The 12,698-nt window shown below is 39.5% G+C and carries 14 protein-coding genes; 5 read left to right on the top strand and 9 right to left on the bottom strand.

The window, feature by feature from the left end; translation table 11 throughout:
- Window positions 1–268: 268 nt before the first annotated feature.
- Both G5B98_RS05730 and G5B98_RS05735 read right to left on the bottom strand, forming a co-directional pair.
- A complete protein-coding gene (locus tag G5B98_RS05730; protein WP_196086302.1) occupies window positions 269–763 on the bottom strand; it encodes a hypothetical protein in 495 nt (164 codons plus the stop codon).
- 11 nt (window positions 764–774) lie between these two features.
- Window positions 775–1,974, bottom strand: coding sequence for a tetrahydrodipicolinate N-succinyltransferase N-terminal domain-containing protein (locus G5B98_RS05735; RefSeq protein WP_196086303.1), 1,200 nt, complete (start codon window positions 1,972–1,974; stop codon window positions 775–777).
- Between the two features lie 161 nt (window positions 1,975–2,135).
- Between G5B98_RS05735 and G5B98_RS05740 the strand changes: the two genes are divergently transcribed.
- Window positions 2,136–2,738: a YagU family protein gene (locus tag G5B98_RS05740; protein ID WP_196086304.1), complete on the top strand. Its 603-nt coding sequence runs from the start codon at window positions 2,136–2,138 to the stop codon at window positions 2,736–2,738.
- An 84-nt stretch (window positions 2,739–2,822) separates the two neighbouring features.
- Here G5B98_RS05740 and G5B98_RS05745 read toward each other — a convergent pair whose 3' ends face one another.
- The 6 genes from G5B98_RS05745 to thiC all read right to left on the bottom strand — a co-directional run bounded on the left by G5B98_RS05745 (window position 2,823) and on the right by thiC (window position 8,391).
- Window positions 2,823–3,275 carry a hypothetical protein gene (locus tag G5B98_RS05745; RefSeq protein ID WP_196086305.1) on the bottom strand — a complete coding sequence of 151 codons (453 nt, stop codon included), beginning with the start codon at window positions 3,273–3,275 and terminating at the stop codon, window positions 2,823–2,825.
- Window positions 3,276–3,446: 171 nt separating this feature from the next.
- Window positions 3,447–4,136, bottom strand: coding sequence for a cytochrome-c oxidase (locus tag G5B98_RS05750; RefSeq protein ID WP_196086306.1), 690 nt, complete (start codon window positions 4,134–4,136; stop codon window positions 3,447–3,449).
- Between the two features lie 104 nt (window positions 4,137–4,240).
- Window positions 4,241–5,578: a PFL family protein gene (locus G5B98_RS05755; RefSeq protein WP_196086307.1), complete on the bottom strand. Its 1,338-nt coding sequence runs from the start codon at window positions 5,576–5,578 to the stop codon at window positions 4,241–4,243.
- A gap of 9 nt (window positions 5,579–5,587) precedes the next feature.
- The gene (locus G5B98_RS05760; protein ID WP_087583839.1) at window positions 5,588–5,854 is read right to left on the bottom strand and encodes an ACT domain-containing protein; all 267 of its coding nucleotides are present in this window, start codon (window positions 5,852–5,854) and stop codon (window positions 5,588–5,590) included.
- Between the two features lie 144 nt (window positions 5,855–5,998).
- Window positions 5,999–7,099 (bottom strand): Mrp/NBP35 family ATP-binding protein, encoded by a 1,101-nt coding sequence (locus G5B98_RS05765; protein WP_196086308.1) that lies wholly within the window; start codon window positions 7,097–7,099, stop codon window positions 5,999–6,001.
- A complete protein-coding gene (gene thiC, locus G5B98_RS05770) occupies window positions 7,093–8,391 on the bottom strand; it encodes a phosphomethylpyrimidine synthase ThiC (RefSeq protein ID WP_196086309.1) in 1,299 nt (432 codons plus the stop codon). Before thiC ends, G5B98_RS05765 begins: the two co-directional genes overlap by 7 nt.
- A 148-nt stretch (window positions 8,392–8,539) precedes the next feature.
- Between thiC and G5B98_RS05775 the strand changes: the two genes are divergently transcribed.
- The 4 genes from G5B98_RS05775 to G5B98_RS05790 are packed head-to-tail and all read left to right on the top strand — an operon-like array spanning window position 8,540 to window position 12,180.
- Window positions 8,540–9,658: a bifunctional 2-C-methyl-D-erythritol 4-phosphate cytidylyltransferase/2-C-methyl-D-erythritol 2,4-cyclodiphosphate synthase gene (locus tag G5B98_RS05775; RefSeq protein WP_103589596.1), complete on the top strand. Its 1,119-nt coding sequence runs from the start codon at window positions 8,540–8,542 to the stop codon at window positions 9,656–9,658.
- On the top strand, window positions 9,655–10,545 hold the full coding sequence (locus G5B98_RS05780; protein ID WP_196086310.1) for a response regulator: 891 nt from the start codon (window positions 9,655–9,657) through the stop codon (window positions 10,543–10,545). The genes G5B98_RS05775 and G5B98_RS05780 overlap by 4 nt, the downstream gene beginning before the upstream one ends.
- Window positions 10,523–11,704 carry a sulfate adenylyltransferase gene (locus G5B98_RS05785; RefSeq protein ID WP_196086311.1) on the top strand — a complete coding sequence of 394 codons (1,182 nt, stop codon included), beginning with the start codon at window positions 10,523–10,525 and terminating at the stop codon, window positions 11,702–11,704. Before G5B98_RS05780 ends, G5B98_RS05785 begins: the two co-directional genes overlap by 23 nt.
- A gap of 8 nt (window positions 11,705–11,712) precedes the next feature.
- Complete coding sequence (locus tag G5B98_RS05790; protein ID WP_084109307.1) at window positions 11,713–12,180, top strand: phosphatidylglycerophosphatase A family protein; 468 nt, start codon at window positions 11,713–11,715, stop codon at window positions 12,178–12,180.
- A gap of 53 nt (window positions 12,181–12,233) precedes the next feature.
- Here G5B98_RS05790 and G5B98_RS05795 read toward each other — a convergent pair whose 3' ends face one another.
- Complete coding sequence (locus G5B98_RS05795) at window positions 12,234–12,695, bottom strand: response regulator (protein WP_072594668.1); 462 nt, start codon at window positions 12,693–12,695, stop codon at window positions 12,234–12,236.
- Window positions 12,696–12,698: the final 3 nt, after the last annotated feature.

Here is a 12,698-nt window from a genome sequence, read left to right on the forward strand (position 1 = left end):
CTAGCCTTAGTTTAAAATTTTATACTTTACTATGACAATAAAAAATGGTGGCATAGATATCATTTTTGATGTGACTAAAAACTTAATGAGTTAAGTAAAAATGATAAGAATATCGCACTGGAGCATTTTAAAATGATGTGCGATATTAAAAATCAAAAAGTGGATATTGTCGATCTTGTTGGCATCTTCTCTTTTAAGGATAAAGGAGATGTTTAGCAAAAAGCCTTATTCTAACCCACTAAACTAAAAAATTTAAAGCTCAAAACTCTTAAAATTTATCTTTACCCAGCATCGTTGTCAGCTGTTCTTTGATTCTATCATCAAATTCACTAACGCTTATGACACCCCTACTTTCGCACATCTTAGCATCATTAACATCACAGTAGTCACTAAGTGCGTTTTTGTATCCGCCCCTTATACAAGCCTCTCTGTCTTCTAAAAATCCAGCCCCGCCAAAGATGAGCACGCCAAGGTCAAAACCTATCTTAAATTTCGCACTCGCTGAGCTTTTAACCCAGCTTAAAAATATCTCATCGTATCTTAATCCAAGTGCTCCAACACCATCTGGCACGACTAAGATATCCACACCATAAAGGCTTTCAGCATAAATTTCTGGATGAAGCCTGACGCCAAATTCATCGACAACCTCAGGCTTTAGTGCGTAAGTCTTGATATTAAAATCCTCAAATTTATGTAAAAAATCATAAATTTTGGCAAAGCTTAACAAATTTATCTTGTCAAACATCAAAATGCCAACTTTCATGCTAGCTCCTTTTAATGAAGTGCCTCATTTAGCTTGATCGCCCTTTTGCTCGCACTTGCAGTGATCTGGCCTGTTTGGCTATTTTGTCTAAAATGAAGTCCATTTAGCCCACCAAGCTCAAGCGCTTTGTAAATTTCAGCTTCAAATTTAAACTCTGGATTTAGCTTAGCTAACTTTTCGCGCTCGCTAGCTGATATATAGACCTTTGTGCCCTCAAGCACCGCTATGCCAGCATCCACGATGCAGTTATCGCCAAGAGGTACGCCTGTGACTGAGTTTGCGCCAAGCAAGCAGTGTTTGCCGATGCTTACAGGATTGCCGTTTGTGCCACTTAGCACGCCAAGTATGCTTGCCCCTCCGCCTACGTCACTACCATCGCCAACTACGACAGAGCTGCTGACTCTGCCTTCAACCATCACCCCGCCGGTTGTACCTGCGTTAAAGTTGATGTAGGCAGCACCAGGCATAACGACTGTGCCAGGATACACGGCAGCACCCATGCGAACCTTGGCTGAGTCTAAAATTCTCGTATTATCCGCTGGAATGATATGGCTTAAAAATCTTGGGAATTTATCGACGCTAACGATCGCTGGATATTCGCCAAACATCTTTAGAGAAATTTCATTTTCTCTTAACCATTCAAGCTCGATTGGCGTATTTTGGCTAGTCCATGCAACATTTGGTAACACACCAAAAGCTCCATCAAGCACGATCGTCCTAGGTGCAACCTTGCCAAGCGAGATCAAGTAAAGCTTGAGATATACGGCCTCCACGCTAAGTGGCTTTGCATCATCAAACAAAAACACAAGCTTAAATTTATTCTCATTTAGTTCAAGATCATCATCAAATGCCATTTTTACGGCATGCAAATTTTGTACATTTTTATGAGAGCTTATCTCTTTTTCAAAGACACTAAAGAGCTTGCTAGCCTTTTTTACCACTTTTGGAGTAAGATCGGCTACAAATTCAGAGCCGTTAAAATCAACCTTAACATCACATTTTTGCAAAGCATAGATATAAGCAGCTGCGCTTAAAAAACTCTCTTTGTAATTTACAACAGCGAATGTCGCTTGCAAAATTTTGTCTGTATTTTTTTGTCCGCGATCGATCCTAGCGATACCAAAAGCAAGCGGATCTTTGTAACCATCTTTTTTTCTAAATTCTTCAAAAAATTCCTTAAATTCATTTGCATCTTTAAACTCTTTAGACATCTATTCTCCTTTAAATTTTTCTTAGTCTAGCCAAAAATGGCTAAAAATTTTATGATTTTAAGTCCATTAAAATTTTAAATATTTTTATATTTTTAATAATGATTAATCTTATCATAAAGTAAATTGCAATAAGATTTTGCAAATTTAAAGAAGGAGTTTAAATGTCAAATTTAGTAACAAAACCTAGATTTGCTCTGGCTACATTGATCGGCCTTGTCGCTGGCATTGTCTCAGCTTTTGTCAAATGGGGAGCAGAATTTCCACTTCCTCCAAGAAGTCCGATGGATATGTTTAACGCTGCTTGCGGACCAGAGAGTGCCATTAGAGCAGCCGATGCGATCGATTGCTCTAGAAATTTCTTAAATCCGCCTTATGTATTTTTAAGGGATTATTTGGGCGTAGCCGATCCAAATGCCGCCATTTACGAGTTTGCAGGGCATGCGTTTAACTACGTAATGATGACGCATATATTATTTTCGATCGTTTTTGCGGTTGCTTATTGTGTTTTGGCTGAGAAATTTCCAAAGATTACAATATGGCAAGGCTTACTAGTTGGCATTATCGTAAATATCGCTGTTCACGTGATCACACTACCTATTTTGGGGCTTACTCCACCACTTTGGACACTCCCTTGGTACGAACACGTATCTGAATTTGTCGGTCACATGATATGGTTCTGGTCGATAGAGATCATCCGTCACGACTTAAGAGTTAGGATCACAAAAGAAAAAGATCCGAGTGATTATTGCTGCTGCAACGTATAAGTGCAAATTTTTGCTGTTTTGGGCTAAAAACCTAAAACAGCAACCAAATTTATCTCACCGTTTAAAAGCAAAATTTATCCGCGATTAGCACTCCTGGCTAAGCTCTAAATTTTCTAAATACAATGGCTTTTCACCTTCAAAAATCACCCCAATACCGAAAGGTTCACAAATATCAAGCGCACCTTCAGCAAATCTCATCAGCCACTGCCTATCTTGCGCATAAAAGGTGCACTGTGGCGAGCTAAAGGGCAGGTCGCAAACTGGCACATCAAGCGCTCTAAGCTCGTCCTTGCTCAAAAAGTATTTTTGCTTAAGCTCATCTCGTAAAAACGTAAGCGCCTCTTTTACGTACCAATCGATATCGCTGGCGATGCGCTCTGCTAGCAAAGTAGTCTCATCATCCACGTCTGCCCCATTTGCCGAGATAAGGCAAAAGAGCACTTGGCCAAAAATTTCGCTTTTTAGCACCGTCTCCGCATACCAGATAAAGCCATCATCTGTTGCAACTTTTTCAAGTTCGCCAAATTTTAAAGTCATTTTTTATTCTCATTTTTATGGTTTTGCTACTCTTACGAAAAAGAGCGAAATTTAAGCAGATTTGTAATGAGCTAAAATTTATCATCTAAAATGAAGATAACTTGTAAATTTGCCCTTTTAGCATAAAGCAAAAGTTAAATTTACAAGCAAATTTTCAGTTTTTCTCGCTATTTAGAAGCAAAATTTCTCATCAGTGCCATTTTGCTTGCGCATAGCTTTAAAGTTAGCAAGATTATCTTTATCTAAAAAGTAATCTTTCTCTTTTTTATTGCGGGCTTCTAGCTTTTCTATGCCTTTTGCAAGGGCTGCTTTTCTATCTTCGTGAGGCGAGCTAAATTCTGGCGAGAACATCGCTTCATAGGCATTTTTCTTAGTCCATCCAAGCGCTTTATCAGCGATCTCTTGTTGCTTTTTGATATCGCAAAATGCATAAGGATTGACCACGTCGCCAACAAGCTTCATAAACGCCCCTATCGCGGCCACCACGTCAGTAAATTTCTCGCCCTCCATGTCTATAACACCTCTTAGCAAAATCGAGCGATTTTTTGCCGCATAAAACCAAAATACCGCATCATCGCGAAGTCCAAGATCGTATGCGCGAGCTGAAAGGACAAAAAGAGTTATCGGAGAGACCATTTGTGGGGCGTCTTGCACGATCTTTTCAGCCTTTTTAAAGTCCTCTTCTTTGCCACTTTTTAAAAGCTCATCTATCTTGTCATAGACCTTGACGTACTCCACCTTGCCAGCATTTGCTGAGTAGTAAGGCGTGACGTAGATGTCGATACTTCTTACTTTACCATCATTTGCAAAGCCACATACCGATCCAAAAAGTAGCGCCGTAAGTAGTGATAAAATTTTCATTTTAGCTCCTTGGCTTAAAATTTTTATTATTCTAACTAAAAGCAGTTGAAAAGATTAGGATAAATTTAAGAAAAAGTCCGCAAATTTAAAGCGGACTTCGAAGATTAGTTTTTAAAACTATGGATAGGTGCTGGAATTTGTCCACCACGAGCGATGAAATCGGCACTTGAGGCTTTATTTATCTTCATCACAGGCGCTCTTCCTAAAAGGCCGCCAAACTCGATCATATCGCCCTCACGTCCAAGAGGTATAATTCGAACGGCCGTTGTTTTTTGATTTATAACGCCGATAGCCGCCTCATCAGCGATCATCGCAGCTATGCTCTCGCTTGGTGTGTCAGCAGGTATAGCGATCATATCAAGACCAACCGAGCATATCGCAGTCATCGCTTCAAGTTTTTCTAAATTTAGTGAGCCAGCGCGCACCGCCGCTATCATACCCTCATCCTCAGAAACTGGTATAAATGCACCGCTTAAGCCGCCAACTTGATTGCACGCCATGACGCCACCTTTTTTTACTGCGTCATTTAGGAGAGCGAGTGCCGCAGTCGTTCCGTGCGTACCAACAGCCTCAAGCCCCATCTCCTCAAGCACGCGAGCTACCGAGTCGCCCACAGCAGGCGTTGGGGCAAGAGAGAGATCGACGATACCAAATTTAACCCCAAGGCGCTCGCTCGCCATTTGGCCCACAAGCTGGCCGATACGCGTGATCTTAAATGCCGTCTTTTTCACAGTCTCAGCTACCATGTCAAAACTCTCGCCACGTACCTTTTCAAGGGCTCTTTTTACCACGCCTGGGCCAGAAACGCCAACATTTATCACCACATCAGCCTCGCCCACGCCATGAAATGCACCAGCCATAAAAGGATTATCTTCGACTGCGTTTGCAAAAACGACAAGCTTGGCGCAGCCCATCTCTGAAGCTGCCGCCGTCTCTTTTATGATGCGTCCCATGTCACGCACAGCGCTCATATTTATGCCACTTTTTGTTGAGCCGACATTGACACTTGCACATACTTTTGAAGTCTGAGAAAGTGCTTGCGGGATAGAATTTATCAAAATTTCATCGCCCTTTTGATATCCCTTTTGAACTAAAGCTGAAAAACCACCTATAAAATCAATACCAACCTCAATAGCCGCTCTATCAAGCGTCTTTGCGATCATTACGTAGTCTTTTGCGTCCGTTGCGGCGCCGATTATCGAGATAGGCGTCACACTCACTCTTTTATTGACGATTGGTATGCCTAGCTCAGCAGAAATTTCGTTGCCCACTTTGACTAGGTCTTTGGCTTTAGTGGTGATTTTTGCGTAAATTTTGTCGCAAGCTTTGTTGATGTCAGGATCGATGCAGTCAAGCAAACTAATGCCCATCGTGATCGTTCTGATGTCAAAATTTTGCTCTTCGATCATCGAGATCGTTTCGGTTACGTTTTTGATGTCCATTGTTTTTCCTTAGATTGTATGCATCGCATCAAAGATAGCGGAACTTTGGATATTTATCTTTACTTTTAGGCTCTCTCCAAGTTTATTAAGCTCTTCTCTTAGGACCGTAAAATCCTTATTTTCATTACTTGAAACCACCGCCATCATCGTAAAAAACTCATCTAAAATAGTCTGTGAGATATCATCTATGTTTAGCCCTAGCTCGCTAAGCTTTGCTGAGACGCCAGCAACGATGCCAACTCTATCTTTTCCGACTACGGTTACGATCGCTTTCATCTTTTCTCCTGTTAATAAATTTTTGATTTGAAGTGCATTTTGGCTCCAAAATTTAAGCCAAGCATCAAGCAAAGCTAAATTTTGGTAGCCAACTTTAAACGAACAAATTTTAAAATTTGCTCTAAATTTTATCTTTTGTAAATTTTACTTCGAGCAAGCACTCTTGCCGTCATTTACGGGCTGGATCGCCGAGTTATCAGCTCCGCCATCACTATTTATATTTTCTATCACTTCCCAAAGTCTAGCAGCCGCGCTCTCGTAGCGTTTTGCAGTGACTGAGTTTGGCTCGTAGAAGCTAACTGGCTTACCATTATCTCCACCCACGCGAACAGCTGGCTCGATAGGGATTTCAGCTAAAATTTGCGTATTGTAAGCTTTTGCTATCTCTTCAGTCGTACCTTTGCCAAAGATGTCGTACTCTTTGCCGTTATCTGGGCAGATGAAACCACTCATATTTTCGATGACACCAGCGATTGGGATGTGAAGTTTCTCAAACATATCAAGCGCACGCTTGCTATCGTCAAGTGCTACCACTTGTGGCGTTGTGACGCAGACACCTGCCGTTACTGGCACGCTTTGAGCTAGAGTTAGCTGTGCGTCGCCCGTTCCTGGAGGCATGTCAAGAAACAAGACATCAAGTTCGCTCCAAAGTACGTCTTTTAGCAGCTGCTCGATCGCTTTCATTATCATCGAGCCACGCCAGATGAGGCTCATGCCCTCTTCCATCAAAACGCCCATACTCATCATCTCAACTCCGTGACTAAGTATCGGTTTTAGCTTGTTACCAACGACTTGTGGCTGAGTATTTACTTCGCCAAGCATTCTTGGGATATTTGGTCCGTAGATGTCAGCGTCTAAAATTCCCACTTTTTTGCCTAGTTTTGCCATTGAGATGGCTAAATTTAGAGTTGTGGTTGATTTACCAACGCCGCCTTTTCCAGAGCTTACCATTACGAAATTTTTAACTTGTGGCGCGATATTTTTACCACTTTGAGTGTTACTTTTCTCCTCAGGTATCCTTGGCTGGATCAAATTTAACACATACTCATTTGAGCCCATAACACGTTTGATGTCCGTTTTTAGCTCATTTGCCACTTCTGGGCTTGAGCTGACGATCTCGACTTCGATTAAAATTTTATCGCCTATTTCTACATTTTTTACAAAGCCAAAGCTAACTATATCTTTTTCAAAACCAGGATATATAACACCTTTTAGTCTATTTAAGACCTCTTCTTTATTTAACATTTTTCTCCTTTTTCTAGATCTTTTGAAATTTTATATGCACAAAATTTTGGTCCGCACATCGAACAAAAATGAGCACTCTTAAACGCATCTTCTGGCAAGCTCTCATCGTGAAGCTCTCTAGCTTTCTTTGGATCAAAGCTAAGCTCAAACTGCTTGTTCCAATCAAATGCATATCTAGCATCACTCATCTCGTGATCCTTTTCTATAGCTCCAACCTTTCCAAGTGCGACGTCAGCGGCATGAGCTGCTATCTTATGAGCTACGATGCCCTCCCTTACGTCATTTTCATTTGGCAAGCCAAGGTGCTCTTTTTGCGTCACGTAGCAAAGCATGCTAGCGCCGTGATATGCCGCCATCGTGCCACCGATCGCCGAGGTGATGTGATCGTATCCTGCACCTATGTCTGAGACAAGCGGTCCAAGCACGTAAAATGGGGCGTCATGGCAGAGCTCTTGTTCGATTTTCATATTATACTCAATTTGATTTAATGGCACATGACCAGGACCCTCAATCATCACTTGCACATCTTTTTCCCATGCACGAAGCGTTAGCTCTCCAAGCACCTTTAGTTCACTAAGCTGTGCCTCGTCTGTCGCATCAAAAAGGCATCCTGGGCGAAGTCCATCGCCAAGCGAGAGCGAGACATCATATCTTGCGCAAATTTCTAAAATTTGATCAAAAATTTCATAAAATGGATTTTGTCTATTTAACTTTGACATGTAACTTGCACTTAGGCTACCACCGCGGCTTACTATGCCCATTTTACGCTTCTTAACAAGTGGCAAAAACTCACGCAAAAAGCCAGCGTGTATCGTAAAGTAACTAACTCCTTGCTTTGCTTGCTTTTCAAGTATCTCTAAAATGAGCTTATTTGTGATATTTGTAACCTCTTTTGCCTCTTTTAAAATTTCATACATAGGCACTGTGCCAACTGGCACGCTTGAATGCTCGATGATCGCACTTCTAATAGCGTCTAAATCGCCGTCCGTACTTAGATCCATAACCGTATCAGCGCCAAATTCGAGGCAAATTTCAAGCTTTCTAAGCTCAGCGCAAATGTCGCTACTTAGGCTTGAGTTGCCGATATTTGCATTGACCTTTGTCCTTAGCTTCCGCCCTATGCCCATTGGCTTTAAATTTTTATGATTTATATTTGCTGGGATGATGATGCTACCTTTTGCCACCTCATCCATCACCAAATTTTCACTAAGCCCTTCGATCCTTGCCACATAGCTCATCTCTTGCGTTATCTCGCCGCGCCTAGCATAATACATCTGCGTCTTATCTCTCATATAAGGCCTTTTTTGATTTTTAAAAACCTCATTTTAGTCCTTTTTTGATTTAAACTAACTAAATAAGCTTTTAAAAATTTACTTTTTTAAAAAGAAATTTTGAAGTTTTGAGATGTATAATTCTGTAACAATTTTCAAAGGAGCTATCTTGCTTGATATATCACTTATAATGCTTGGAGCAGGAAATTCTAGCCGTTTTGAGCTACCAGTAAAGAAGCAATGGCTTCGAATAGGAAGCGATCCACTTTGGCTATTCGCTACTAAAAATTTGAGTAACTTTTACACATTTAAAGAGATCATTGTCGTTAGCAAAGAGTGCAAATATATGTCAAAATTTGCTCCAAATTATAAATTTGTTGATGGCGGCGAAACCAGGCAAGATAGCCTAAAAAACGCACTTGAGCTAGTAAATAGTGAATTTGTCTTAGTTAGCGACATCGCTCGCCCTTGTATCTCAAGCGAGCTTTTTCACAAAATTATAGAGGCAGCGAGTCAAGCTGATTGTGTAGTTCCAGCGCTAAAGATCGCAGACACCGCTTATCTTGGCGAAAATGTGGTTGATAGAGATAAGGTAAAACTGATCCAAACGCCGCAACTCTCGCGCACAGCACTTCTTAAAAAAGCTCTTAGTAGCGGTGAAATTTACACAGATGATAGCTCGGCTATGAGAGCCATTGGCGCAAGCGTATGGCAAATTTTAGGTGATGAGATGGCAAGAAAGATCACTTACAAAGAGGATCTTGCCAAAATTTCTACTTTAAAAGAGCCAGAAAATGAAGTCTTTGTGGGAAATGGCTTTGATGTGCATGAGTTTGAAAAGGGTCGTCCTTTGATTCTTTGTGGCGAGAAGATCGACTATGAGTTTGGGCTAAAAGCTCACAGCGACGGCGACGTGGCACTTCATGCGCTAACTGACGCTATCTTGGGAGCTGCTGGACTTGGCGATATAGGCGAGCTTTTTCCTGATACGGATGCTAAATTTAAAGATATTAGCTCCATTTACTTGCTTGAGGAAGCTTACAAAAGGGTGCAAAGTGTGGGTTTTGTGCTAACAAACGCTGATATCACGATAATGGCACAAAAACCAAAAATTTCAAAACTAAAGTCAAAAATGGAGGCAAATATCGCAAAAGCTCTAAATTTGAGCCAAAGCCGCATAAATGTAAAGGCAACGACTACTGAAGGGCTTGGCTTTGTTGGCAGATGCGAAGGGATCGCCGTAATGGCAAGTGCTAGCCTTAAATTTTACAACTGGAAGCAAATATGAAAATTTTAATAGTAGAAAATGAAATTTACTTAGCTGGCTCGATGGCTAGTAAACTAGCTGATTTTAGCTACGACTGCGAGATCGCTAAAAGCGTAAAAGAGGCATTGAAATTTGAAAATTTTGATGTAGTGTTACTTTCTACCACACTTCCAGGACAGGATTTTTACCCTGTTATCGAAAAATTTAAAAGCTCTATCATTATTTTATTAATCGCTTATATCAATAGCGACACTGTGCTAAAACCGATCCAAGCAGGTGCGGTTGATTACATCCAAAAGCCATTTATGATAGAAGAGCTAGTTAGAAAGATAAAGCATTTTGAGGAATTTAGAAATTTCAAAAACGAGATCAAAAACTATGAAAGCTATGTAAATTACGCTTTAAAAGAGTACGAAATTTCTAGCTTTGAGGCAAAAAAGATAAAATTTCCACTGCTTTTAAAATCAAGCAAAAGCGGATACAGCGATAAATTTATATTTAGCTACGTAAAAGCTTGCAAATTACCATTTTTATTTTTAGGCAAAGCCTGTTTTTCTGAGCTTGAAAAGGTACTAGCCAAAAATGGTGATGAGCTAATCTATATGACAAATTTAGAGGAGCTAAAACAAGAAGAAAAAGAGAAAATTTTAGAAATTTGCAAAAAGAAAAAGGTCGCAATCTCAACTAGCGATTTTGCACAAAAAGCACCATTTGACGAGCTTGAGCTTTCAGGACGCGATAAAAATTTCAATATCGATGAGATCGTTACGATCGATGAATATATAAAGTACATAATCGTTAATTATCAAGATAAATTCCCTGATACAGAACTTAGCAAGAAGCTTGGAATTTCTAGAAAATCACTTTGGGAAAAGAGAAAGAAATATGACGTCAGCAAGAAAAAATAGTGAAATTTCTATAAATACCGAAGTTTTTGGTGCTTTGGAGCTAATAAAAAATAGAATTCTCTCAGATTACGACTCGTTGATGGATGATGAACAGATAAAAGAGGTGAGCAAAAAAGGCTATTTTAATGGCGAGCCGATGCCGTATTCTTTTGGATTCGCTCCATTTGGCGAGCTAAATCAAAATATTACTAGCAAGCTTGCTCCTGGACAAAAGGTAAATCTAAGTCTTGATGGTAAGATCGTTGGGCACATCAATGTTGCTAAGGTCTTTAAATTTGATGAGAGCATGAGAGCTAAAAATATATTTTTAGCAAACGAAGCTAGCAATGATAAAGAGCTAAATTTGGGCAAATACGGCATTAGTGGCGAATTTGAGCTTTATGATGAAAGTATGCAAATAAGCAAAAATGCACTAAATGATCTAATAAAAGAAGATGGCGCTAAAAAGATAACAGCTGTATTTTTAACAGCCGATCCATTCAATAGAGCTCACGAGCGCCTTGTTAGAATGACTATTGATAAAGCTGATTTAGTAATCATTTTTTTAATAAGAACACGCGAAGAAAAGCACGTTGATTACGAGATTAGAAAGCAAGTGTTAGACTATTTTATACAAAATTATTTGCCGACGAAAAAGGTCTTTGTCTTTGCTCTAAAAAACACGACTCTTTTTAGCTCACATGCAAATCCTACACTTGAGTGTATCGCTGCTTCAAGATTTGGGGCAAATAAACTAGTCATCGGGCAAAACCACTCAGGAATTGGAATGTTTTTTGATCACAATGAAGCTCATACGATTCTTGATATTTATAAAAACGACCTAAATTTAGAGGTAATCGTGCTGCCAGAGCTAGTTTATTGCAACAAATGCAAGACGCTAGTTAGTACCAAAAGTTGCCCGCACGGACAACACCATCAGATCAAATATCATCCAGATGTTATCAAGGAGCTGCTATTTAACGGCATTATGCCACCAGCCATTCTTGTGAGGCCAGAAATTTCTGCACTAGTTTTAAGCAAACTCTTTACAAATCGCTTCAAAGACGTGCAAAAGCTTTGTGATGATCTTTTTGTAAATTCAGGACTGCTTGAAAACAAAACTGACCGTGACTTTTACGAAGAGCTTATGAAGCTTTATCAAACATCATCGATGACTTAAGGAAATTTATGCAAAAACTATTTTTAACTTTTTTTGGATTTGGACTTTTACCAAAAGCACCTGGCACTTGGGGTTCTATCGCTGGTGCTGTAGTAGCTTATTTTGTGCTTTATTTTTTATCATCAACCACGCTTTTTCTAGCTAGTATTTTGCTATTTTTGGTAAGCATTAGCGTTATTGATGATTTTGAAAAAAAGGTAAATTCTCACGATGAAAGTTTTATCGTTATAGACGAAGTTGCTGGAGTTTGGCTTGCTATTGCCATTAGTGGAGCTACGATCTCTCAACTCATACTCTCACTTGTGCTTTTTAGAGTGCTTGATATCAAAAAGCCTTCGATAATAGGCAGGATCGACCGCAATGTAAAAGGTGGCCTTGGCGTAATGGGCGATGATATGGTAGCTGGCTTTTTTGCTGGAATAATTAGCGCAATAATATACGGAGCTGCTATAAAATTTGGTATAACTTTGCCGTAAAAATATAGATTTTTGGCAAAGTTATATAGGCTTAAATATCTTTTATATAAATTTTAAGCAAGTCCTAGCTCATTTAAAACAGAACTTAGATTAACCGAGCTACTACTCTTACTATTAAGATTTTTTTGCTTCTCTAGCAAAGCTTGATTAGCAAGTGCTACATTTAGCTCTTTGCGATAATCACTTAAAATTTTATCCATTATTTTAAGCAACTCATTTTTTTGATCCTGTGTTTTTGCGGGATCATCTATGCCTAGAAGTTCTGTTAGCTCCTTTTTCTTTTGGGCTATTTTCTCTTCTATCTTGTTAGAATTTAGCTCACTTATAAAACCAACTGCACCGATTTCAGTAAGCCTTTTTTTAAACTGTTCAATCTTATCTGAAATTTTTGCATCGCTTGCGATTTTATCCATAGCAAGGTTTAAAATTTCATCAAAACTATTTTTTTTATCTTTAGTTTTGCTTGAGCCTGATTGCAATAAATAATCGATTATGTCGTTATTTTGTACCTTCATATA

Source organism: Campylobacter concisus, assembly GCF_015679985.1.
Lineage (GTDB): Bacteria > Campylobacterota > Campylobacteria > Campylobacterales > Campylobacteraceae > Campylobacter_A > Campylobacter_A concisus_AC.

What these genes read in the sequence shown, in the direction of transcription:
- G5B98_RS05730 (WP_196086302.1), bottom strand. Translation starts at nt 763, where the DNA reads ATGAAAGTTGGCATTTTGATGTTTGACAAGATAAATTTGTTAAGCTTT.
- G5B98_RS05735 (WP_196086303.1), bottom strand. Translation starts at nt 1,974, where the DNA reads ATGTCTAAAGAGTTTAAAGATGCAAATGAATTTAAGGAATTTTTTGAA.
- G5B98_RS05740 (WP_196086304.1), top strand. Translation starts at nt 2,136, where the DNA reads ATGTCAAATTTAGTAACAAAACCTAGATTTGCTCTGGCTACATTGATC.
- G5B98_RS05745 (WP_196086305.1), bottom strand. Translation starts at nt 3,275, where the DNA reads ATGACTTTAAAATTTGGCGAACTTGAAAAAGTTGCAACAGATGATGGC.
- G5B98_RS05750 (WP_196086306.1), bottom strand. Translation starts at nt 4,136, where the DNA reads ATGAAAATTTTATCACTACTTACGGCGCTACTTTTTGGATCGGTATGT.
- G5B98_RS05755 (WP_196086307.1), bottom strand. Translation starts at nt 5,578, where the DNA reads ATGGACATCAAAAACGTAACCGAAACGATCTCGATGATCGAAGAGCAA.
- G5B98_RS05760 (WP_087583839.1), bottom strand. Translation starts at nt 5,854, where the DNA reads ATGAAAGCGATCGTAACCGTAGTCGGAAAAGATAGAGTTGGCATCGTT.
- G5B98_RS05765 (WP_196086308.1), bottom strand. Translation starts at nt 7,099, where the DNA reads ATGTTAAATAAAGAAGAGGTCTTAAATAGACTAAAAGGTGTTATATAT.
- thiC (WP_196086309.1), bottom strand. Translation starts at nt 8,391, where the DNA reads ATGAGAGATAAGACGCAGATGTATTATGCTAGGCGCGGCGAGATAACG.
- G5B98_RS05780 (WP_196086310.1), top strand. Translation starts at nt 9,655, where the DNA reads ATGAAAATTTTAATAGTAGAAAATGAAATTTACTTAGCTGGCTCGATG.
- G5B98_RS05785 (WP_196086311.1), top strand. Translation starts at nt 10,523, where the DNA reads ATGACGTCAGCAAGAAAAAATAGTGAAATTTCTATAAATACCGAAGTT.
- G5B98_RS05790 (WP_084109307.1), top strand. Translation starts at nt 11,713, where the DNA reads ATGCAAAAACTATTTTTAACTTTTTTTGGATTTGGACTTTTACCAAAA.
- G5B98_RS05795 (WP_072594668.1), bottom strand. Translation starts at nt 12,695, where the DNA reads ATGAAGGTACAAAATAACGACATAATCGATTATTTATTGCAATCAGGC.